This window comes from Aeromonas sp. MR7, from assembly GCF_963899385.1.
GTDB lineage: Bacteria > Pseudomonadota > Gammaproteobacteria > Enterobacterales > Aeromonadaceae > Aeromonas > Aeromonas bestiarum.
The window spans coordinates 561,645-583,317 of the sequence record NZ_CAWQXH010000021.1 but is presented as its reverse complement, the minus strand read 5'-3'; the positions used below and the strand labels follow the sequence as shown (position 1 = coordinate 583,317).

At 60.4% G+C, this 21,673-nt stretch carries 14 protein-coding genes, 11 tRNA genes, 1 pseudogene and 1 riboswitch; of the genes and pseudogenes, 15 read left to right on the top strand and 11 right to left on the bottom strand.

The annotated features are described in order from the left end of the window. Positions 1–49: 49 nt before the first annotated feature. The 5 genes from AACW87_RS14535 to AACW87_RS14515 all read left to right on the top strand — a co-directional run bounded on the left by AACW87_RS14535 (position 50) and on the right by AACW87_RS14515 (position 550). Positions 50–125 (top strand) — tRNA-Gly (locus AACW87_RS14535). A gap of 36 nt (positions 126–161) precedes the next feature. Further along, positions 162–237 (top strand) — tRNA-Gly (locus AACW87_RS14530). A gap of 35 nt (positions 238–272) precedes the next feature. Further along, positions 273–348: transfer RNA gene (locus tag AACW87_RS14525), tRNA-Gly, on the top strand. Between the two features lie 25 nt (positions 349–373). Then, positions 374–449 (top strand) — tRNA-Gly (locus tag AACW87_RS14520). A gap of 25 nt (positions 450–474) precedes the next feature. Beyond that, positions 475–550 (top strand) — tRNA-Gly (locus tag AACW87_RS14515). A gap of 406 nt (positions 551–956) precedes the next feature. Here AACW87_RS14515 and AACW87_RS14510 read toward each other — a convergent pair. The 3 genes from AACW87_RS14510 to AACW87_RS14500 all read right to left on the bottom strand — a co-directional run bounded on the left by AACW87_RS14510 (position 957) and on the right by AACW87_RS14500 (position 4,296). After that, positions 957–1,166 (bottom strand): cold-shock protein, encoded by a 210-nt coding sequence (locus AACW87_RS14510; RefSeq protein ID WP_005327092.1) that lies wholly within the window; start codon positions 1,164–1,166, stop codon positions 957–959. Between the two features lie 271 nt (positions 1,167–1,437). Further along, positions 1,438–2,094 (bottom strand): LysM-like peptidoglycan-binding domain-containing protein, encoded by a 657-nt coding sequence (locus AACW87_RS14505; protein WP_043138079.1) that lies wholly within the window; start codon positions 2,092–2,094, stop codon positions 1,438–1,440. Positions 2,095–2,193: 99 nt separating this feature from the next. Beyond that, positions 2,194–4,296 (bottom strand): methyl-accepting chemotaxis protein, encoded by a 2,103-nt coding sequence (locus tag AACW87_RS14500; RefSeq protein WP_043556256.1) that lies wholly within the window; start codon positions 4,294–4,296, stop codon positions 2,194–2,196. Positions 4,297–4,570: 274 nt separating this feature from the next. On the opposite strand from AACW87_RS14500, the gene gltX reads away from it, so the two are divergent. From gltX to AACW87_RS14455, 9 genes and pseudogenes are all read left to right on the top strand, one after another. Then, positions 4,571–5,986 (top strand): glutamate--tRNA ligase, encoded by a 1,416-nt coding sequence (gltX, locus tag AACW87_RS14495; protein ID WP_241325306.1) that lies wholly within the window; start codon positions 4,571–4,573, stop codon positions 5,984–5,986. 15 nt (positions 5,987–6,001) lie between these two features. Continuing rightward, entirely contained in the window at positions 6,002–6,133 is a 132-nt protein-coding gene (locus AACW87_RS14490) for a glutamyl-tRNA synthetase (RefSeq protein ID WP_223955721.1), read from the top strand. 11 nt (positions 6,134–6,144) lie between these two features. After that, positions 6,145–6,280: pseudogene (locus tag AACW87_RS14485) on the top strand (glutamyl-tRNA synthetase); the annotation flags it as partial. A 237-nt stretch (positions 6,281–6,517) separates the two neighbouring features. Continuing rightward, positions 6,518–6,593, top strand: a tRNA-Ala gene (locus tag AACW87_RS14480). A 28-nt stretch (positions 6,594–6,621) separates the two neighbouring features. After that, positions 6,622–6,697 (top strand) — tRNA-Ala (locus AACW87_RS14475). A gap of 64 nt (positions 6,698–6,761) precedes the next feature. Next, a tRNA-Ala gene (locus tag AACW87_RS14470) sits at positions 6,762–6,837 on the top strand. A 64-nt stretch (positions 6,838–6,901) separates the two neighbouring features. Then, positions 6,902–6,977: transfer RNA gene (locus tag AACW87_RS14465), tRNA-Ala, on the top strand. A 48-nt stretch (positions 6,978–7,025) separates the two neighbouring features. Next, positions 7,026–7,101, top strand: a tRNA-Ala gene (locus AACW87_RS14460). 48 nt (positions 7,102–7,149) lie between these two features. After that, positions 7,150–7,225 (top strand) — tRNA-Ala (locus AACW87_RS14455). A 138-nt stretch (positions 7,226–7,363) separates the two neighbouring features. Here the strand turns inward: AACW87_RS14455 and AACW87_RS14450 are convergent. After that, positions 7,364–9,508 carry an ExeM/NucH family extracellular endonuclease gene (locus tag AACW87_RS14450; protein ID WP_241325303.1) on the bottom strand — a complete coding sequence of 715 codons (2,145 nt, stop codon included), beginning with the start codon at positions 9,506–9,508 and terminating at the stop codon, positions 7,364–7,366. Between the two features lie 295 nt (positions 9,509–9,803). After that, a riboswitch (cyclic di-GMP riboswitch) is annotated at positions 9,804–9,889 on the top strand. Positions 9,890–10,005: 116 nt separating this feature from the next. Here AACW87_RS14450 and AACW87_RS14445 point away from each other — a divergent pair. Further along, on the top strand, positions 10,006–13,041 hold the full coding sequence (locus tag AACW87_RS14445; protein WP_445206856.1) for a glycosyl hydrolase family 18 protein: 3,036 nt from the start codon (positions 10,006–10,008) through the stop codon (positions 13,039–13,041). Positions 13,042–13,413: 372 nt separating this feature from the next. Here the strand turns inward: AACW87_RS14445 and AACW87_RS14440 are convergent, their stop codons facing one another. The 7 genes from AACW87_RS14440 to AACW87_RS14410 all read right to left on the bottom strand — a co-directional run bounded on the left by AACW87_RS14440 (position 13,414) and on the right by AACW87_RS14410 (position 21,125). Next, complete coding sequence (locus AACW87_RS14440; protein WP_043556252.1) at positions 13,414–14,649, bottom strand: tetratricopeptide repeat protein; 1,236 nt, start codon at positions 14,647–14,649, stop codon at positions 13,414–13,416. 11 nt (positions 14,650–14,660) lie between these two features. Next, a complete protein-coding gene (locus AACW87_RS14435; RefSeq protein WP_043138091.1) occupies positions 14,661–15,296 on the bottom strand; it encodes an energy transducer TonB in 636 nt (211 codons plus the stop codon). A gap of 16 nt (positions 15,297–15,312) precedes the next feature. Further along, a complete protein-coding gene (locus tag AACW87_RS14430; protein WP_010633018.1) occupies positions 15,313–15,720 on the bottom strand; it encodes an ExbD/TolR family protein in 408 nt (135 codons plus the stop codon). Between the two features lie 67 nt (positions 15,721–15,787). Next, positions 15,788–16,315, bottom strand: coding sequence for a MotA/TolQ/ExbB proton channel family protein (locus AACW87_RS14425; protein ID WP_043138094.1), 528 nt, complete (start codon positions 16,313–16,315; stop codon positions 15,788–15,790). A gap of 10 nt (positions 16,316–16,325) precedes the next feature. After that, positions 16,326–17,699, bottom strand: a complete 1,374-nt coding sequence (locus tag AACW87_RS14420; RefSeq protein ID WP_043556250.1) for a MotA/TolQ/ExbB proton channel family protein — start codon at positions 17,697–17,699, stop codon at positions 16,326–16,328. Further along, positions 17,696–18,460, bottom strand: a complete 765-nt coding sequence (locus AACW87_RS14415; protein ID WP_043138100.1) for a DUF3450 domain-containing protein — start codon at positions 18,458–18,460, stop codon at positions 17,696–17,698. Before AACW87_RS14415 ends, AACW87_RS14420 begins: the two co-directional genes overlap by 4 nt. Positions 18,461–18,569: 109 nt before the next feature. After that, positions 18,570–21,125, bottom strand: coding sequence for a TonB-dependent receptor (locus AACW87_RS14410; protein ID WP_241325302.1), 2,556 nt, complete (start codon positions 21,123–21,125; stop codon positions 18,570–18,572). Between the last annotated feature and the right edge of the window lie 548 nt (positions 21,126–21,673).

Below are 21,673 nucleotides of genomic sequence, written 5' to 3'. Positions count from 1 at the left end.
CGTTTCCCGCTCCAATCATCCTCACAGGCCACAAAATGACAACGCTGTTGCGGGAATAGCTCAGTTGGTAGAGCACGACCTTGCCAAGGTCGGGGTCGCGAGTTCGAGTCTCGTTTCCCGCTCCAAAATGTGATGATGAAACTGGTTCAATCCAGCCCGATGCGGGAATAGCTCAGTTGGTAGAGCACGACCTTGCCAAGGTCGGGGTCGCGAGTTCGAGTCTCGTTTCCCGCTCCAATCATCCTCACAGGCCACAAAATGACAACGCTGTTGCGGGAATAGCTCAGTTGGTAGAGCACGACCTTGCCAAGGTCGGGGTCGCGAGTTCGAGTCTCGTTTCCCGCTCCAAACATTTGCAATGTGACATCCTGTTGCGGGAATAGCTCAGTTGGTAGAGCACGACCTTGCCAAGGTCGGGGTCGCGAGTTCGAGTCTCGTTTCCCGCTCCAACACATTTGCAAGTGACATCCTGTTGCGGGAATAGCTCAGTTGGTAGAGCACGACCTTGCCAAGGTCGGGGTCGCGAGTTCGAGTCTCGTTTCCCGCTCCAATTTCTCTTCGAAGTTCACGAATCCAATATTTCAATACACTCATTGCCACATCCAGTTGGTAGAGCATGATCCGCGCCTTGCCAAGGCTGGGGTCGCGAGTTCGAGTCTCGTTTCCCACTCCAATTTCTCTTCGTAGTCCTAGTCGTTCATTCTTTTTCTTATCCCCTTTCGAATAGATCCCGTATCGCGCCGCGATGCTTTGCCATATCCGCTTGTCAGCACCTGTGCCGGTTTCCCGTCATTGCCCTCGGTCCATGGACTATGGCTGCGGCAGCTGAGCGTAGGCGACTTGGGAGAGGGGAGGGGCAGCTCAGGGCGGCGAAGGGCTCGCCTGATACGGGGTGGGGAATGACAGACAAAAAAATAGGAGGAGCAAGTCTCCTCCTACAGGCTCACTGGCGTGGCTTAGAGCAGGGTAACGTTCTCAGCCTGAGGGCCTTTTTTGCCCTGGGTCACAGTGAACTGGACTTTTTGACCTTCAGCCAGGGTTTTGAAGCCTGTGCTCTGGATGGAGGAGAAGTGAACGAAAACGTCCGGTCCCTGGGATTGCTCGATAAAGCCAAAACCCTTGGTCTCATTGAACCATTTTACTTGGCCGGTGCGAATGTCAGACATGTGGTAAGTCCTATCTATAACAAAATGAAACTAAGCCTTGTTGGGCAGCATTTGCCTAGAAATCAGGGGTTGCAGCATGACTGACCACGTCAATTTGTCCCAGTAGCATGTAGAACAATCCCTGTCTAAAGCACAAACGATTGTACGTGAGCGCGATCCCTTGTCAATTTGGCGCTTTTCATTTTTTGAGCAAGCTAAAAATATTGTGAAGTCTGCGGCTTATTTCATGGCATCAGGTCAAAAAAACGGGAGGCCATGGCCTCCCGTTTCATTACTCCTTGAGGGCGAACCCTTCGCCCTGTCGGTCATAGCGATAGATGGCCTGACCGTAGGAGCGGATCTCGACCCGCTGGATGCGGCGGTTGTCATCGATCAGGATGAACACCGACTTGCCCGATTGCAGCCGGGTCAGCGGGCGATCAGGCCCTTCGATGGCGATCAGCCGGCTGAGCTCGGCCCCCGGCAGCTCGAACTTGCGCCAGATGGAGTAGAGGGTCTCGCCGGCCTGCACGTCGTGCTGCAGCCAGGTGCCGTCCACTTTCTCTTCGACCGGCTTGGCGGCGGCCGAGTTGCCATTGCCGGCCGTCAGGGCCTGGGCGGGCACGGCGAGGGGGACCTCGAGCGAGCCGGACGGGGCGACTTTCGGGGCGGCAGGCGCGGGCTCCCAGGCCAGCAACAGCAGCCAGATGGGCACCAAGACCAGCAGGCCTATGGTGTGTTTGCGGGGCAGCGGGCTGGTCAGCTTGAATTTGCCTGCTTTGGCCTCCTGGCCGCGCTGGCCAAGGCCACGCATCCCCTGGCCTATGCGCTGGCGCAGGGGCAGGGTAGCGGCATTGATACGATGGAGCAGGGATCCTTGTGATTCGTCTTGTCGACGCTGCTGGGCTCGTCTGTTATGGCCACGTGGGCGACGGTCCGGGGTGGGCACGGCATTTACCTCTCACTACATTGCCTGCCATCAGGCAAATTCCTTGCCTATGGTAAACGGACTCGCCCCCGAGGGGGAGAGTCCGCGAGAGGAAAATTATCAGCTGAGACGAAATTGTCCCAGTAATTGCTGTAAACGCTCGGCCGCCTGACGCAATGCCTGGCTGGCTTTGGCCGTTTCGGTCGCATCCTGAGCGATGTCGTTGGCCAGTGCGTTGGTTTTTGACAGGTTGCCGGAGACGGTCTCGGAAACCGAGCTCTGCTCCTCGGCGGCGGAGGCTATCTGGTAGGTCATGTCGTTGATGGTGGAGATGGCCTTGTAGATGCTGCCCAGCGCCTCTTCCGCCAGATCCGCCTCGCCCACCGCCTGGTGGGTCAGCTGCTGGCTCTGCTGGATGGCGTTGACCGCGTTGGTCGAGCTGTGACGGATCTTCTCGATCAGCTCCTGGGTGTTCTGCACAGCCTGCTGGGTGTTGCCCGCCAGCTTGCGCACCTCGTCGGCCACCACCGCAAAGCCGCGGCCCTGCTCACCGGCCCGGGCCGCCTCGATGGCGGCGTTGAGCGCCAGCAGGTTGGTCTGATCGGCTATGCCCTGGATTACCGTCAGTATGCTGGTGATCTGCTCGCTGTCGTGGGCCAGCCCCTCGACCACTTCGGCCCCCTTGCCGGCCTCGGCCGCCACCTTGTGCATCGACTGGATCACTTGCTGGAAGCGTACCTTGCCCTGATCCGCCGCGCCCTGGGCCTGCTTGGCCGAGTCGGCTGTGTTGTTGGCGTGGGTGGCCACCTCCTGGCTGACATAGGACATCTCCTGCACCGCGGTCAGCATCTGCTCCATCTCCGCCTGGTGATGCTGCAGGTTGGTGTCGGTCTGGCCGGCGATGCGGTCGGTATCGCCGGCGTGGCGATTCACCTCGCTGGCGGTTTTCAGCACATCCCCCAGCAGCACCTGCAGCTTGTCGATGAAGCGGTTGATGCCCTTGGCGAGATCCCCCAGCTCGTCGACTGAGCGAGTGGTGAGGCGTTTGGTGAGATCTCCCTCGCCATCGGCGATGTCATCCACCAGGCTGACCATCTGGCGGATGGGACCCGTGATGCTGCGGGCTATCACCAGCATGGTGGCCAGCGCCAGCACCAGCACTATGAGGGCGCCCACCAGTTGCTGGGTCATGGCGGCCCGGTTCATGTCGCTCAGCTGGCTCTCCAGCTGGTCGGCACCCGCCAGCACCACCTTGTAGGGCAGGGTGACTATGATGGCCCAGTTGCGGCTCATTCCTGGCACAGCGATGGGCACAGAGATGCGAAACGACTCGTCCAGCTCCTGGCGCTGCACTTCTGGTTTCAGATACTGCTGCCACTGGTTGCCGAGCAGCTTGTCGGCCCGGCTGCCCAGCAGGCTGGCATCACCGCTGGTGCCGGTGATGACGCCGGCGGCGCTGACGATCAGGGTCTCGCCCTTGCCGTCATAGATGTTGCTGTTGAGGGACTGGGCCTGCCGGCTGATGGAATCCACCGCCAGATCCAGCGCGGCGACGCCCTTGAACTGACCCGCCACCATGATGGGGGTGGTGATGGTGCTCACCAGCACCTGCTGGCCGTTGATGTCCACCTTGAAGGGATCGATGAGGCAGGAGCGCCCCTCCCGTTTTGGGCAGGCGTAGTAGTCGTTGGCCGGATTGCCAAATTCGTCGGCATCGCTCTTCTCGATGGAGAGCAGCAGGTCTGTGCCTATCTGATCCTTGTCACGGTAGAAGTAGGGGACGAAGCGGCCCTGGCTGTCGCTGCCCAGCGCCGTCTGACCGGCGAAGGCGGCGTCCTGGCCGTCGAAGCCGTTCGGCTCGAAGCCGGCGAAGGCGCCATACAGTTGCGGTTCCAGGTTGAGCTGTGCCTTGAGCAGATCCGTGGCCTGCTGGCGATCCAGTGGCAGCTTGCCCTCCTGTTGCAGGGCGAGGGCACTGGCCATCTGCTGGGTATAGGAGAGCCCCTTTTGCAGCAACTGTGTGATGGTGGCGGCCTCGGCGCGCGCATTGGCACTGACCTTCTGCCAGGCCTCCTGCTGCAGGGCGGCACGGCTGGAACTGATGGTCAGCTGTTGGGTCTGTTGACCGGAATACTGGTTGAGCAGGATCAATATGACCAGGGCTGTGGTCATGGCGATCCCGGCCATCACCAGAATGCGATTCTGGATAGAACGGAACTGCATCGTCTCTTCCTTGTTTCGTGAGAAGTAGTGTGAGAGTTATTTAAATATCGGCCGGAGGAGGCAGCTCTCCAACACTTCCCATAGCAAATCGGAAATGGCGCTTCGGTTTTGCGATCCCCCTCAAATATCAGGTGCCAAGCGGTCGCCCGGCCAATTTAACCCCCTACTTTAGCGCGCCGCCGCCTCATGGTTTTCCCATCCGGGATTCTGAGTGCTAAAATGCGACGGTTTTTTCTAACGAATTGGCCCAAGGCCCTCTACACAAGGCTTAAAGATGAAAGTCAAAACCCGTTTTGCTCCCAGCCCGACCGGCTTTTTGCATGTCGGCGGTGCCCGTACCGCACTCTATTCCTGGTTGTTTGCAAAGAGCCAGGGCGGTGAGTTCGTGCTGCGTATTGAGGATACCGACCTGGAACGTTCCACTCAGGAGGCGATCGACGCCATCATTGAGGGCATGGAATGGCTGGAGCTGAACTGGGATGAGGGCCCCTACTACCAGACCAAGCGTTTCGATCGCTACAACGGCATCATCGACGAGATGCTGGCCGATGGCCGCGCCTACAAGTGCTATTGCTCCCGTGAGCGCCTGGACGCGCTGCGCGAAGGCCAGATGGCCAGCGGCGAGAAGCCCCGCTATGACGGCAAGTGCCGTGATGCGGCCCACGATCACCCGGCCGATGCGCCGCACGTCATTCGCTTCCGCAACCCGACCGAAGGTTCCGTCGTATTCGATGACCACGTCCGTGGCCGCATCGAGTTTGCCAACACAGAGCTGGACGATCTCATCATCCGCCGTACCGATGGTGCGCCGACCTACAACTTCTGCGTGGTGGTCGATGACTGGGACATGGAGATCACCCACGTGGTGCGTGGCGAAGACCACATCAACAACACCCCGCGTCAGATCAACATCTACAAGGCCCTGAACGCGCCTGTGCCTGAGTTTGCCCACGTCTCCATGATCCTGGGCGACGACGGTGCCAAGCTGTCCAAGCGCCACGGCGCCGTCTCAGTGATGCAGTACCGCGATGACGGCTACCTGCCGGAAGCCCTGCTGAACTATCTGGTGCGTCTGGGCTGGTCCCACGGCGATCAGGAGATCTTCACCCTGGACGAGATGATCAAGCTGTTCAGCCTGGATGCCATCTCCAAGTCCGCCTCCGCCTTCAACACCGACAAGCTGTTGTGGCTGAACAACCACTACATGCGCAGCCTGGATCCGGCCTATGTGGCCAAGCACCTGGCCTGGCACATGGAAAACCAGCAGATCGACACCAGCAAGGGCCCGGCCCTGGCCGAGGTCGTCACCCTGCTGGCCGAACGCTGCAATACCCTGGTGGAGATGGCCGCCCAGAGCCGCTATCTGTTCGAAGAGTACGAGGCCATCGACGAAGCGGCCGCCAAGAAGCACCTGCGCGGCGTGGCTGCCGAGCCGCTGACCCTGGCCAAGGCCAAGCTGGCGGCCTTGGATAGCTGGACCACAGAGGCGCTGCACGAGCTGATCGAAGCGACCGCCGCCGAGCTGGGTCAGGGCATGGGCAAGGTCGGCATGCCGCTGCGCGTAGCCGTGACCGGGCTGGGCCAGTCCCCCGGCATCGACGCCGTGATGGCGCTGGTGGGCAAGGAGCGGGTACTCGCCCGCATCGATCGCGCCCTGGCGTATATCGAAGCACGCATGGCCGCCGAGTAAGCTTGCCTTCGCACATTGCCGTCACCGGTCTGGGGTAATCTCTCCCCCGGCATCGACGCCGTGATGGCGCTGGTGGGCAAGGAGCGGGTACTCGCCCGCATCGATCGCGCCCTGGCGTATATCGAAGCACGCATGGCCGCCGAGTAAGCTTGCCTTCGCACATTGCTGTCACCGGTCTGGGGTCATCTCTCCCCCGGCATCGACGCCGTGATGGCGCTGGTGGGCAAGGAGCGGGTGCTGGCTCGCATCGATCGCGCCCTGGCGTATATCGAAGCGCGTATGGCTGCCGAGTAAGTGCCTGTGATGGCATGCAAAAGGGCTCCCGCGAGGGGGCCCTTTGTTTTTGTTGGCTAACCAGATTTGTGACATAAAACAGCGAGATAGCGGCAAGGTTGCCGGTAAAAACAGCTAACTGATTGAATTTTGACTAAACGCGCCAATCGGCGTTATTTTTGGGTTGACAGCAAAGCGGGTGATGCCTATTATGCGCCTCCGTTGCCGGAGATAACTTTGGTAGCGCCGAGGTGAGTTGGGGTTATAGCTCAGCTGGGAGAGCGCTTGCATGGCATGCAAGAGGTCCGCGGTTCGATCCCGCGTAGCTCCACCAAATTCTCCTCGAACAATCTGGAATCCAAGGGGTTATAGCTCAGCTGGGAGAGCGCTTGCATGGCATGCAAGAGGTCCGCGGTTCGATCCCGCGTAGCTCCACCAGGTTCCTGATTGAAAATGAAGTACCCAGGGCAGTGCGGTGTGTATCACCCAGGCCGACCTTTGTGGGGTTATAGCTCAGCTGGGAGAGCGCTTGCATGGCATGCAAGAGGTCCGCGGTTCGATCCCGCGTAGCTCCACCAGGTTCCTGATTGAAAATGAAGTACCCAGGGCAGTGCGGTGTGTATCACCCAGGCCGACCTTTGTGGGGTTATAGCTCAGCTGGGAGAGCGCTTGCATGGCATGCAAGAGGTCCGCGGTTCGATCCCGCGTAGCTCCACCACTATTTGCGACAGATGGCCGCCAGAACCATTTGTTGAGTACGAAATTTGGGGTTATAGCTCAGCTGGGAGAGCGCTTGCATGGCATGCAAGAGGTCCGCGGTTCGATCCCGCGTAGCTCCACCACTATTTACGACAGATGGCCGCCAGAACCATTTGTCGAGTACGAAATTTGGGGTTATAGCTCAGCTGGGAGAGCGCTTGCATGGCATGCAAGAGGTCCGCGGTTCGATCCCGCGTAGCTCCACCAAATTCTTGTTACAAGAAGCCGAAAGGCCACCGTTATCGCGGTGGCCTTTTTGTTTTGGCTCATTTTTCATTCAGCCCGTCTCTTGCCCGTAAAAAAGCCCGCATCGCAGCGGGCTTTTGGCGTTATGGCAAGGCCGCATCAGCCGCGGCGACGACGCCAGGCCAGCGGCAGCAGGGCCAGCAGCAGGGCGCCCATGGCACCACCACCGCCGTTGCTCTCTTCCTTCAGCTTGAGGTCGACGATGATGGGGTCGTGGTCGGAGGCGCTGAACGGGTTGCCGGACTTGATCATGTCGCCGCTGAAGTCACGGCCGTACTCGAATAGGTTGCTCTCGAACGAGTTGATGTGCCAGTCGGCGACCGCCACTACCTTGCTGGCCAGCGCCGGGTTTGCGAGGGCATAGTCCAGGGTGCCGAGCTCGGCCTCGTAGCTGTAGGAGATGGCCTTCTCCTTGTTGAACTTGACGTTCATGTCCACCAGGCCGTAGCTCTTGCTCACCTCGCTGCCGGTCTGCTCAAAGACCTGAGCGCCGAGGAAGGTCTGGGAGGCGGAGACTATCTTGCGCTGACCCTCGGTCGGCACATAGTCGGTCAGCACCCGGATCGCATCTTCCCGGGCGTAGGAGTTGAAATCCCCCACCAGCAGTACCTGGCCCGGCAGTTTGTTCACCGCCTCGCCCAGCACCTTGGCGGCGCTGACCCGGAACTCGGTGCACTTGCCCTGCAGATCGGCCGGCTCCTTGCCGTCCAGGTTCTCCAGGCAGCCGGATCCCTTGGACTTCAGGTGGTTGACCACCAGGGTCAGCGGCTCCTTGCTGCCCTCGACGGTGAAGCTCTGCACCAGAGAGTCACGCTGGGAGGCCTGTTTCTCGACCCCTTTCGCATCCAGGTATTTCTGCACCGGCAGCGTGATGACGCCGGCATCCCCCTGCGGTGCCAGCTTGGCGGGTCGGTAGATCATGGCCACCATGATGGCGTCGCCACCGAAGAAGCGCTCGTTGCCAAGCAGCGCCTTGGGCAGGGTCACGAAGGCGTACTGCTTGCTGGCATCCTTCTGCTGGGCGTTGAGGCTTTGCACCAGATCACTGATGGCGGAGTGGCTGTCGAAGCCGTTGTTCTCCATCTCCATCAGGCCGAGCAGGTCGGCATCCATCTCCGTGATGGCGTTGACTATCTTGGTGCGCTGCAGCTGGAAGTCCTCCAGGTTCTTGGCACCGCGGTTGCAGCCCTTGGCGCTGTCCGCATCCGCCTGATCCTTGCACAGCACGTTGAGTGCTCCGCCCACGCTGGAGTGGCTGGTGAAGTAGTTGAGCACGTTGAAGCTGCCGATGCGCAGGTCTGTGCCATCGGCACGGGCCGGGGCGCTCTGGCGATCGTTGTCGCTGGTGCGCAGCAGATCGCCGGCGGTGATCTCCTGATCCTGCGGCACTATCAGCCGGTATTCGTTGTAGCTGTAACCCACCAGCGCATCCAGGTTGACCGGGGCGTCGCCGATGCGCAGGTAACCCTGCTCCGGCTCCCAGCCCGGCAGCCAGGGCAGCTTGCCGTCGGCGGCCTTGACGTCGGATTCGAGGAACACCCGGTTGTTGGCGTTGGCCTTGGCCAGTGCCTTGGCGGCCTTGCTGTCGGCATCGTGCAGCTGGGTCGGCTTCATCAGCGGCGCCTGGTGGGAGAGCACCAGGTTGTTGCGCCGGGCGGCGTAGTCATAGCTGAAGTTGCGGCTTATCTTGAGCGCGCTGTCGGCATCGAGGCGCACCCGCATCCCTTCGTGACGCTCCAGCGCCCGGGCCAGGGTCTCGTTTTCCAGTACCCGCAGCGGCACGGCGGCAGGGGCCGTCCCCTGGGCGAGGACTCGCAGGCGCGGGGTGCCGCTGTCAGCGACCGGCTTGAGCTGGGTGTGGTTGTAGTACTCCTCGACCTTGGCCTCCAGGCAGACTTCGGCACCCAGCTTGATGTCCGGGTACTTGCTGGCGAAGTTCTTGTCGTTGAGGTAGACGAAGATGCCGTCCGAGGTCTGGGGGTTGCCATCGCCCTGCACGTCCTGCAGGTAGAATCCCTTGTTGAGGCTCTCGCCGAGGCCAGAGACCACCGCCTTGACCATGACGCTCTGGGGGCTCTCGAACTTGTCGCTGGGAATGAGCGGACTCTTGTCGCCGCTGCCCTGAATGACGGGGATGGGGGTGAGGGCACTGTCGGCCGGGCAGCTGAAGCCGGCGGCATGGAGGGACGGGGACGCGAGCGCAAGCCCCACGGCCAGCGACAGCAGGGTACGTGTTCCTTTCATAACGGTTCCTTTTTTATTTTTGCCAGTGTTTCCATAGCCTTGGCTCATCGGCCAAGGGCGCGCATTGTCACATTTCCGGCATGTCATACCAGTGAGCCAACGCACATTACGGGGATGCAAATGAGGGCAATCTCAGTTTTTTTGACTTGGCTAACAGTATGAAATTAATGATAAAATCATTAATTAAACCAAAGCGGGAAACTGTGATCTGGCTGGCATCCACATATTTTTCTTCGAGAATGAAGATTGAGACTCGGCTGCTTGATTCCTATACTCGGCTTGTTCCTCACGGAACCCAGGTAAAGGGCAAACCGGCCGAGAGGCCGGGACGCAATGCCTCCGGTCTCAAGATCAGTCGATCCAGATAGCGGGGCTTCCCGGGGTGATGGTGGTGTCTGTGGCAGGTCCATTGCCAGTTGTCTGCCCCCCATCACGCAGGTTGCGATTGTTCTTTGTCCTGGTGACCAATGCCAAGACAAAACAAGGAAGATAACAATATGCAACAGACCTTTAGGCCCAGCAGGCTTGCCATGCTGGTGGCCCTGGCTGCCATGCCCGCCTGGGCACAAGCCGCGTCTTATCCCGCCTATCAGGCCGGCACCGCCTACAAGGCTGGCGATATCGTCAGCAACGCAGGCTCCCTCTACGAATGCAAAGAATTTCCCTACTCCGGCTGGTGCGGGGCCTCGCCCTATCACTACGCCCCCGGGGTGGGAGTGGTCTGGGCCGATGCCTGGAAGCTCTATGGCGGCGAGGTGCCACCACCGGCGCTCGGACTGGCAATCAGTTCTCCCGCCGTTGGTAGCGCTTTCAACGAGGGCGCATCGGTGGCGCTCGCTGTGACCCTGAGCGGCAACAGCAGCGCCTTGGTCAAGGTGGAGTATCTGGTCGATGGCAAGCAGGTCGCCTTGAGCAGTGCATCCCCCTGGTCGGCCAGTTGGGTTGCTACCGGTGTCGGCCCCCATCAGCTCAAATCTCGTGGGCTGGACAAGGATGGCAAGCTGCTGAGCGAGGCGGATGCCAGCTTCAGCGTCAACGCCGTGGTGGCGCCTGAGGCGCCCAGGGTGAGCATCAGCAGCCCGGCCAGCGGCGCCAAGGTGACCCTAGGTCGCAGCGTGGCGGTCAGTGGCAATGTCACCGATGCCAACAACGACGTGGCCAGGGTCGAGCTCTACGTGGATGGCAAGAAGGTAGGTGAAGACACCAGCGCCCCCTGGCAGGTGAGCTGGACGCCCCAGAGCAAGGGCGCTGCCGGCCTCAAGCTGGTGGCGACCGACAAGGAGAACCTCAGCGGCGAGTCGGCCCAGGTCGACGTGCAGGTGGAAGAGGCGGCCCTGCCGCCCACAGGTGGCAACCTCTCCTGCGACATCCGCCAGATCTATCGCCCGGACGGTTACGAGTGCATGGGGGATGACCATGCCCGCCGTGTCATCGGCTACTTCACCTCCTGGCGCACCGGCAAGAACGGTCTGCCCTCCTACCTGGTGAGCGACATCCCCTGGGACAAGATCACCCACATCAACTACGCCTTCGCGGCTGTGGATGAGCAGAGCCACCTGATCAAGGTGGACGACGCCGCCACCAAGATGACCTGGAACGGGGTGCCGGGCGCCGAAATGGACCCGGAATTCGCCTATCAGGGCCACTTCAACCTGCTGTCGAAGTACAAGAAGCAATATCCGGACGTGAAGACCCTGATCTCGGTGGGAGGCTGGGCCGATACCCGTGGCTTCTACACCGCCACCACCAAGGGTGACTGCTCGGTCAATACCGCCGGCATCAGCGCCTTTGCCGACTCGGCGGTGAGCTTCATTCGCCAGTACGGCTTCGATGGGGTGGACGTGGACTACGAGTACCCCACCTCCATGAAGGATGCGGGCAACCCCAACGACTTCCCGCTCTCCAACCAGTGCCGGGCCAAGCTGTTCGCCAACTACGAGGTGCTGATGAAGACCCTGCGGGCGCGGCTCGACAATGCCGGCACCGAGGACGGTCGCAAGTACATGCTGACCATAGCCTCGCCGGCGTCGGCCTACCTGCTGCGCGGCATGGAGAACTTCCAGGTCACCCAGTACCTCGACTACGTCAACCTGATGACCTATGACTTCCACGGCGCCTGGAACCACTTCGTCGGTCACAACGCGGCCCTGTTCGACAACAATGCCGATCCCGAGCTCTCCCACTGGGGCGTCTATAGCCAGGCCCAGTTCGGCGGCATCGGTTATCTGAACGCGGCCTGGTCGGCCCACTACTTCCGTGGCGCCCTGGCGGCCGGCAAGATCAACGTGGGTGTGCCCTACTACACCCGCGGCTGGCAAGGGGTGAGCGGCGGCAGCAACGGGCTGGGCGGCAAGGCAGCCCTGCCGAGCCAGAACGAGTGCCAGCCGGGCACGGGTGGCAGCACGATTCCGTGCGGCAACGGGGCGGTCGGCATCGACAACATCTGGCACGATCTGGACAAGAACGGCAAGGAGATAGGTGGTGGCGCCGTGCCCATGTGGCATGCCAAGAACCTGGAGAACGCGGCCAGCCTCGGCATTACGACTCTGCCCAGCTACGGCACGGCCTGGGGTCTGGATCCCAACAATCCGGCCCACGTGATGCAGGGCAAGTACGTGCGTTACTACGATGACAAGGCGCAGGCGCCCTGGCTGTGGAACGCGGAGAAGAAGGTGTTCCTCTCCACCGAAGATGAAGAGTCCATGGGTCACAAGCTGGACTACATCATCAAGCGGGGTCTGGGCGGCGTCATGTTCTGGGAGATGGCAGGCGACTACGCCTTCGATCCGGCCAAGAACGAGTACGGCATGGGCAGCACTCTGACTACCCTTGCTTACGAGAAGTTCGCCAAGGCGACCAAGTACAACACCAGGCAGAACGATCTGGCGGCACCGAGCGCCCAGCTCGACATAGGCGTGAGCCTCTCCGGCTTCAAGGAAGGGGACTCCAACTACCCGATCAACCCGAAACTCAAGCTGGTCAACAAGTCGACCCAGACAATCCCGGGCGGCGCCAGGATCGAGTTCCTGGTGCCCACTTCCACCTCTGACACCATCACGGATCAGAGCGGTATGGGGCTCAAGGTGGTGGAGAGCGGTGGCAACGACAACTCCGAAGGCATCGCCAACGAGAAGGACTTCCACAAGGTCGCCATGACGCTGCCGAGCTGGCAGACCCTGGCACCGGGCGCCGAGGTCGAAGTCGCCATGACCTACTACCTGCCGGCCGCCGGCGTGCCGAGTGGCATGCGCATCATCAGCGGCAGCCAGACCATAGGGCTCAAGTCCGAGTTCCCGACCCTGCCGGAGGCCGTACTGGGCTCGGGTGGCGGCGAGAACCCGGGCGGCGCCACCTGCAGCAGCCAGAACGTCAACCCGGCGGCCTACAAGGCCTATCCGAGCTGGCCGCAAGGGGATCACGCCAATGGCGGCGATCGCATGACCAACAACAAGGTGGTATGGCAGGCGAACTGGTGGACCAGCAGCGAACCCAAGGCCACCGATGGCAGCTGGAAGCTGGTATGTAGTTACTGATAACCCCTGCATGAAATCTGGGCTGCCGACGCCATTCGTGGCAAGGCAGCACCAGCAAGCGGCATGACAATCCGGAGCCCAGGCTCCGGATTTTTTTATGGCGGAATATATAAAGAGGGGAATAAAAAAGACCGCTCCAAAGAGCGGCCAATTGCCACCAAGGCAACCTGCGGGGCGAACCCCTTGTTATCTGCGACGGGCGGGGAGGGCGCCTGCCCTGCCGGGTGCCATGACGTGATGGCCGAGGCCGGGTGGCCGGGCCGTCACGCGGTTCGCGCCTCTAGGGGGACTGCGCCACCCTGCTGCGCTAGGCCGAGGCCTTGTTTATTGAGTGACGGCGCCGCCCCTTGCTGCGATAGGTCGGGGCTTTGTTTATTGAGTGACGGCGCCGCCCCCTTGCTCCTTGAGGAAGTTGATCCAGGGGGAGGCGCGGCCACTGACGTTGCCATTCTGGGCGGCCTGGGTGAAGGCGCTGAGCGCCTCCTTCGGCTTCTGTTGCTCAAAATAGGCAACCCCGGTCAGGAACTTGAGATCGGCGCGCTGTTCACCATTGGCATTGGCCGCAGGCTTGGCGGCCAGGGCCACCAGATCCTGATAGCGTTTGCTCTGGATCATCATGCGCGCCATCTTCAGTTGCAGTTCCGCGTCCGGAGCCAGCTTGTAGGATCTCGCCAGAGTATCGATGGCGGGATCCAGCTCCTTGGCCTGATGCCAGTAGTTGGCCAGCGCCTTGTAGTTGGCCGCGTTGCTCTCTATGGAGCCCTCCTTCATCGCCTTCTCCATCACGCGTGCCGCCCGGTGGGGAATGCCGGCGAAGGCCAGGTAGTTGGCCAGGCGCTGCAATTCGGCCGCCTCGGTCAGCATGCCGAGGTTGTAGGCGGCTTCCAGCGCCGCCAGCGCCTTGCCATCGTTGCCCGCCTGCATGTGCATGGCCGAGAGCTGGGTCCAGTACTTCTTCTTCTCCGGATAGCGGTCGACCAGAGCGGTCAGCACCTCGGTGGCCGGTTTGTACTGTTTCAGCTCGTAGTGGGCCGCCATCTTGAGCAGATACCAGGATTCAGGTGCCTTGCCGGCGGAGAGCTTGATCGCATTGTCCACCGCCGGTATGGCCTCCCGGTACTGCTTGAGCTGCACATGGGCGTTGGCCAGGGTGATGTAGGCGTGCGGGGTCGGCTTCTCGTCCTTGCCCAGGCTCGCAAACCACTGGTTCATGGTGCTGATGGAGGCCTTGAAGTTGCCCTCCGCCATGTAGAGCTGGGCCAGGTTGTAGCGCACCTGCTGGGCCACGGGTTGCGGCAGCCCGCCGGTGGCGATGGCATCGGCGAAGTACTTGGTCGCCTGACCGTACTTCTCCTGCTGCGCCGCCACGAAGCCCAGGGTCTGCAGTATCACCCCCTTGTCGTAGACTCGCTCGCCGGCGCCGGACAGCGCCTCCTGCAGCTTGGCATTGGCCTCGCCGTATTTCTTCTCGGTGATCAGTGCCTGTGCCTTGTTGACCGCGCGGTAGGCGCGGTCAGAAAGGGCAGGCTGCTCGGCGGCCCAGCTGGCGGTGCAAAGCAGCACCGCCATGGCGACCGGGGCGAGGATCAGGGTATGTAACTTTTTCATCGCCACCTTCCTTAGTTGACCGCAAACTCGATTTCTTGCTGCATGCGGGTGGCCTGCGCCTTGCCATCGACCATGGCCGGTTTGAACGTCCATTTGGCTATGGTCTTGCGCGCCTCCTTGCCGAGGTCATAGCTGCGGGGCTCTTCTTTCACGATCCGCACGTTGCTGACGGTGCCGCGTTCGGTGACGGTGAACTCCACCAGCACCTTGCCGGAGGCGAGTCCTGCCAGCGCTGCCTTGCGGGGCATCATGGGCTCGAAGGTCGCCATCGGGATGGCGCCATTGTTGCCACCCATGCCGCCACCACCGCCACCGGTACTGTAGGCACCGAGGGCGTTGCCGCCGCCTATGTTGACCGGGATGTCGAGTTTGGGCATGTCCATCGGCGAGCTCTCCATCTGCGGCCGATCCGTGCTGGCCACTTCCATCTCGGGAGGGGGAGGCGGCCGGTTCGGGGGCGGCGGTTTGGGCAGCTCGCGTTGTCTCTCTTGCAGTGTCTCCTGAGGGCGAACCCGAATGAAGTCGGTCATGCTGACGTCTTCGGATTCCACCAACTCCCGGTGATCCGGTGTGATGAGCTTGTTCATTCCCAGAAACAGGAAGAACACCACCACACAGGAGACAGCCAACGATATCAGGTATCTCATGGTGCTCGCTCCGGCATCAGCTGCTCTTGCTCGCCGCGATGGAGATGTTCTGGACACCGGCCATGCGGATCTGATCCATGACCTGGACCACCAGACCTGAACGGGATTCGGTATCGGCCTGGATCACCACGGCGCTCTCCGGGTTCTCGGCTCGCAGCCGCTCTATGTTGGCGCGCACTGCGCCCACTTCGACGATGCGCTTGTCGACCCAGACCTGGCCGTTTTCACGGACCGCAACCATGATGTTCCCCTTCTTCACCGTCTCGGCCGTGCTGGCGCTCGGGCGGTTGATCTCCACGCCGGACTCCTTGACGAACGAGGTGGTGACGATGAAGAAGATCAGCATGATGAACACTATGTCCAGCATGGGGGTCAAATCGATGGCCGCCTCATCAGCACTGCTGTCGCTGTGACGTTTTCTCATGGCAAAAACTCCTTGCTTGTTCTGTGCCCCCGCCAGACTCGCGCCCGGCGGGGGAGTGCATCCTGCATCAACCGTGTTTCAGGTTGTCTTCCAGCTTCTCGACCGCCAGCTTGGCCTTGTGATCGAGCTGGTTGACAAAAAACAGGCCGGAAAGGGCGGCAATCATGCCCGCCATGGTCGGTACCGTCGCTTTTGAGATGCCCGATGCCATCGCCCTGGGGGAGCCGGTGCCCGTGATGGCCAGGGTGTCAAACACCTGCACCATGCCGACCACGGTTCCCAGCAGCCCCATCAGCGGGCAGAGCGCGATCAGCACCTTGATAACCGGCATTCCCTTGTCCACCGCCATGGCGACCCGGGAGACCAGCTCGCGGCGGATCTGCCTGGCGGACCAGGAGAGGTGATCGCTGCGGGCCAGCCAGGCGGCCTTGGTCTGCTTCACCTGCTTGGGATAGACGGTCATGAAGTAGAACCAGCGTTCCAGCAGCAGGGCCCACATCAGCAGGGTCAGGAAGAACAGGGCGACCAGTACGTCGCCCCCCAATCCCAGAAACCGGCGGACCGACTCGACTTCTTCAATCAACCAGAACCACATGGGTGACTCCTTAGGCTGCGGCCTTGGCGGCGTGCAGATTTTCCTGATAGCGGGCGACGAAACCGGCGCTCTGCTCTTCCAGGATCTGGATGAGACGGCGGCTCTGGGTCTGCACTATGGTGTAGAGGAACAGCATGGGCACCGCCACGACCAGACCTTGCATGGTGGTGACCAGGGCCTCGGAGATACCGCCCGCCATCAGCTTGGGATCGCCGGTACCAAACAATGTGATGGCCTGGAAGGTGGCTATCATCCCGACTACGGTACCGAGCAGTCCCAGCAGCGGCGCGACCGAGGCGATCAGCTTGATGATGCTGATGCCCTTCTCGAACTTGGGCACGTTGCGCAGTATGATCTCGTCAAGTTTGGATTCCAGATCCTCAATGTTGTCGCCACGATGGTTCTGGTAAGCCCCCAGCATGTCGCCTATGGGGTTGCCCTTGATGATCTGATTGGATTTCAGCTGCTTGCGCATGGATCCGCCGATGAGGGAGAGGCGGGCGCCGCAGAACAGGGCCAGCAGGGTACCGAGCACGCCGAGCACCATGATGACGTAACCCACTTCACCACCCTGATCGACCCGCTCCTTGAAGGTGGGGGATTGAACCAGCAGGGAGAGGATCACGCCGCGGGACGGGTCGACGAAGATGGGCTTGACGCCACCGCCACCCTGCTCAAACTCGGCGATGGGCTCCAGCACCCCCTTGTCGGGCTGACGGGGCAACTGCTCGAACTTGCCGGTTTCCGGGACGAAGGTCAGGTACTTGCCCTCGGAGACGGTATTGAACTCACCTATCTGGGTGACTGTCTTCTCGGCCTGGTTGCCCTCGCCGTACACCACGGTCGCCGGTATCTGGCTCACCTTGCCACCATCGACCATGCGGCTGAGGGTGGTGGTCCAGAAGGCGCTCAGATCATCGCTGGAGGGCAGCTCCTTGCTTTCTGCCAGGCGGGTCAGCAGCGCCGCCTGTTCCGGGTGTTCGACCCGGCGGGCGGAGGCGTTGAAGATCCCCTTGAACTCACCGGCAAACTGGCGCAGCACGCCAAACATCTCGCCCATGTTGCCGGAACGCTGGCGCAGGGTGTCGGTCAGCTCGGTCAGCTGTTTGTCGTTGGCATCGAAGGTGGCCTTGAGCTTCTCCCCCTTGGCGGTTTCGGCGGCAAGCTCTGCCTTGGCCTTGGCCAGCAGGGCGCCTTGCTCGTTCTTGTCTGCCAGGAAGCGGGCTTCCCGCTCCTTGTTGAGCTGGGATTCGCTGGTACTGGCGGCCTTGACCTGATTGAGCAGGGCGTTCAAGTCCACCGGTTTCTCGGCGGCAGTCACCGGCAGGGTGATCAGGGTGGCTCCCGCGATCAGGGAGGCAATGGCAAGTTTGATTCCTTTCATGATGCTTTCTCCGCAGTTTGAACCGGCAGCTTGATGAGCGCGGGGGGCGCCTGCTTCTTGGCGATACGCAAGCCCTGTTCTACTGCACTGCGATACTCCTGGGGCAACTCTTCCCATTGACGGGTCTTCTTGTTCCACATGCCGGTCTCGTTGCCATCCGGGGATTGGTAGAGCAGGGCAATGCGGCCGACGCGCAGGAACTCATAGGTCTTCTCGGTGCCGGCCTTGTCCAGGCTGGCCTTGTAGGACTCTATGGTTCGGCTGAAGCCCTCCTCAATCTGGTAGGCCTCCAGGATCTTGCGGTACTTCTCGGAGATGGTGACATCGGCCCGGTTCATCAGATCGGTCAGGGCCGCCACGCGGTCCTCCCGCTCGACCTTCTGGAACGGCAGATCCAGAGAGACGAACTGATCGAGGGAGTCGATCATCTTGAGCATCAGGGGCACCACTTCGGTGCTGGTCTGGTCGATCTGGGCGATCTGGCGCTGCATCGAGGCCAGCTCTGTGGTCTGGGAGTCGACCATCTTGCCCACTTGCTCGTTGTAGGTGCGCAGACTGTCGACCTGACGCAAGGCGGCCTTGTACTGCGCCAGGGCAGACTCGGCAGACTCGGCGTAGTTGTCGATCTTCTGCTGGGAAACTTTGGATGCATTGTCGGTGGCGGCTTGAGCGTCCACTGCCTGACCGGCAGAGGCGGCACTCAGATTGAAGCTGGTCAGCAAGGCGGCCGAAACCAGGCTGCCGAGGAGCGCTTTCTTCATTGTAATTGTCCTTGTCTTCATAGGATTACCCTATCTCCGTAACTTCCTTGGAACCTTGGGCAAAGCCGGCCCGACCGGGCCGGCTTGGGTTGTATATCAACGAGGTTGATTAGAACTTCTGGGTGTAGTCGAGGTAGACGATGCGCCCATCGATGCTGTAGAGCTCTTCTTCGTAGGTGAAGCCGTCGCTGGAGAGCGAGGGGCCTACGTTGAACATGTTCTTCACACCGGCTTGCAGCTTGCCGTTCCAGGGGGTGTCCACACCGACGTTCAGGTTCCAGGTGGTCTGGGAGGCGATATGGCCCTCTTGCTGACCATCCACGTAGTCCTGGCTCTGGGAGTCGATGTAGCTGGCACTCAGGTAGGCGTCCATGTTCCACCACTGGGGTACATTGGCACCGATACCTGAATTGAAGCGCAGGTCAGGCTTGGCGTTCCAGCCCTTCTTGTCGACCATGGGACCACCGGCGAACAGACCCTCTTCATATTTCAGAATGTAGGTGCTGCCGAAGTCGTAGCGCACTGTCACGACGTCGAAGTCGTACTTGTAGTCCGCCTTGAAATCCAGACCGCTGGTCTTGAGTTGCCCCAGGTTGACCATGCCGGCATAGACCTGCTCGACATCGCCGTTGGCATCGCGAATGACGTTCGGGTTGCTGCCGGTATTAAGCTCCTGATAGAACTGGGTCTGGGTGGTTGCCAGCTGGATCACGTCATCGATCTTGATGTAGTAGTAATCCAGCGAGAGGTTGAGATCGTCGATCGGGCTATACGCCGTACCTATGCCGAAGGTGTCAGCCGTCTCTTCCTTCAGGTTCTTGTTGGACTGACGAACCGTGGTGTACTGCTCTTCCGGGCAATTGGCCACGCCGTTTGCCTGGCAGGAGACATAGTCCTTGGCAAAGTCGGCGGAGTCTGCGTCGGCCGCGTACAGGTCTTCCAGACCCGGAGCACGGAAGGATTGTGACCAGGAGGTACGGAACAGCAGGTTGTCCAGCGGCTGATAGCGCAGGCTCGCCTTGGGCGAGAAAGCACTGCCAAAATCGCTGTACTTGTCGAAACGCCCGGCCAGGTTCAGTTCAACCTGCTCGGTGATGGGGATCAGGCTCTCGATGTAGGCGGCGAAGACGTCGCGTACGCCGCCGCCCGAGTTACCGGAGGAACCGATGACGTTGCCTGCCGCTGACTGGCTGTCATAGGTGTCGGAGTAGACCCAGTCGTTGTACTCAGCCCCCAGGTACCAGCCGATTGGGCCGGCCGGCAGTTCACCCATGCTCCAGCCCAGACCGCCGTACCACTGGAAGAAGTCCATCTTGGAGGTGCGGCTGGTGTCGTAGGAGAGGCTGTCGGTGGCGGCACTGGAGAACTCGCCGTTCTTGAAGTTGCCGCTGTCGACCTCCTGCTGCACCGCCGGGTTCAGCACATAGCCGGTGCCGCGGCTCTTGTTGTCGGTCTTGGAATACATGTAACCCGCATTCCACTCCATATCACCCACCGCTTCGGTCGGCAGCGTGCCTTCGAAGCCCAGGTTCATGCTGCCGGTCAGGTCGGTGACGTCATTGTCACGGGGACCGACGTTGCTGAAGCGGTAGTAGACGGTGGCCTTCTCGCCGATGAAGCCGTTGTCGGCCAGCAGCTCGGCCCCGCCCGGAGTGGTGCCGTCGATGGAGAAGGGGCCGGCTGCCGGAGCGAAGCGGCCAAAGCTGGTGACCCGCGAGCCGATCAGCTGGGGGACGAAGTCGACGCTGTCATTGATGTGATAGCGGCCATTTACATAGACAGTATCCCGGGTGCGGGAGGCTGTCTTGGCGGCGACCTGGGCAAAGTCGAAGCGACAGGCGGTACCGACCGGCACGAAGCCGGGGCCGGTATTGGCACAGTCGATGCCATCCAGAGTACGGGTAACCGTCTTGCCGGTGGCGGCATCGATGCCCTTGATGTTGCGGCCATACAGGCTGGGTGCAGAGGCACCTTCACGGGCCAGATAGTCGCGATCCTTGTAGTAGATCTCGTCCTTGACGTCGTGCTCGTACACCATCATCAGGGCGCCTTTCTCCCCTGTGATGCCGCTGACGATGGAGCCACTCTTCTCGTCGCCGCCCTCTTCGGTGGGAGAGCCGATGCGACCCTGGAATTCCAGCCCTTCATAATCCTGTTTCAGGATGACGTTGATGACACCACCGATGGCGTCGGAACCATACAGTGCCGAGCCGCCATCCAGGTTCACTTCCACCCGTTCAACGGCTGCCATGGGAATGGAGTTCAGGTTGATGGAGCTGCCCCCCATGGAAGGGGAGCCGGCGACCCGCTTGCCATTGAGCAGCACCAGGGTGCGCTCGGAGCCGAGACCACGCAAGCTAACGGTGGCCTGGGATTGAGCAGAGCTGCCGGAGGAGGGGGAGATGCTGCCGAAGGAGTTGTAAGAGGCCTGCTTCAGGTAGTCGGCCACTGTCTGCTGACCGGATTGTTCGATCTTGGCCTTGGTGATGGCGACGACCGGGGTGGCACCTTCCACCTCGACACGGGAGATGCGGGAGCCGGTAACCTTGATTTTCTGCAGTTTTTCGACGTTTTGGCTTTCTTCGGCCATGGCGGGGGTAACTACCACTGCCGCGCTCGCCAAGGCAAACGCAACGGCAGCAGAGAGTCTGCTTTTCCTAAGCATCGCTATATCCTTCCTGGTTGTTTTTTTGTTTGCTTCCATACCGCCCTCGTTGGAGCGATGCGTAAGGCTTATCAAGCTTTCGATGTGGACGTCAATTGAGGCGGTATGGATGGGGTAGGGGTGGGCAATAAGATGACTATGTTTTATTAGTTCGCCATTGCCAGTTTTTAATTCTGACTTGGCATTCATTTACGATGTGAAATCGGTGTTAAATCGATGTGTTTCCATTTTATTGATTAATTTTGAACTTATCGATAAGGGATCTGTCCCCTTGATATTTATCTTGTGAAAGGCTGCTTATATAGAATTATTAGCTGTTTTTGTGGTGTGTTGTGTTTCTGTTCAGACTTGGTGTTTGGCGAAATTAAAACTTGTGTATATAGATAGGGTAAATTAACGAGTTTTCATTTAATGCCATGTTTAATAAAGCATTTTTGTTTTTGTGGTTGTTTTTTATTATTTTAATTTAAAATTTAAACGATGGTTGAATTGCTCTGTGAGTAGTTTTTTATCTTGAAGTTGGGGTTTTCATAAAAAACTCACAGTAA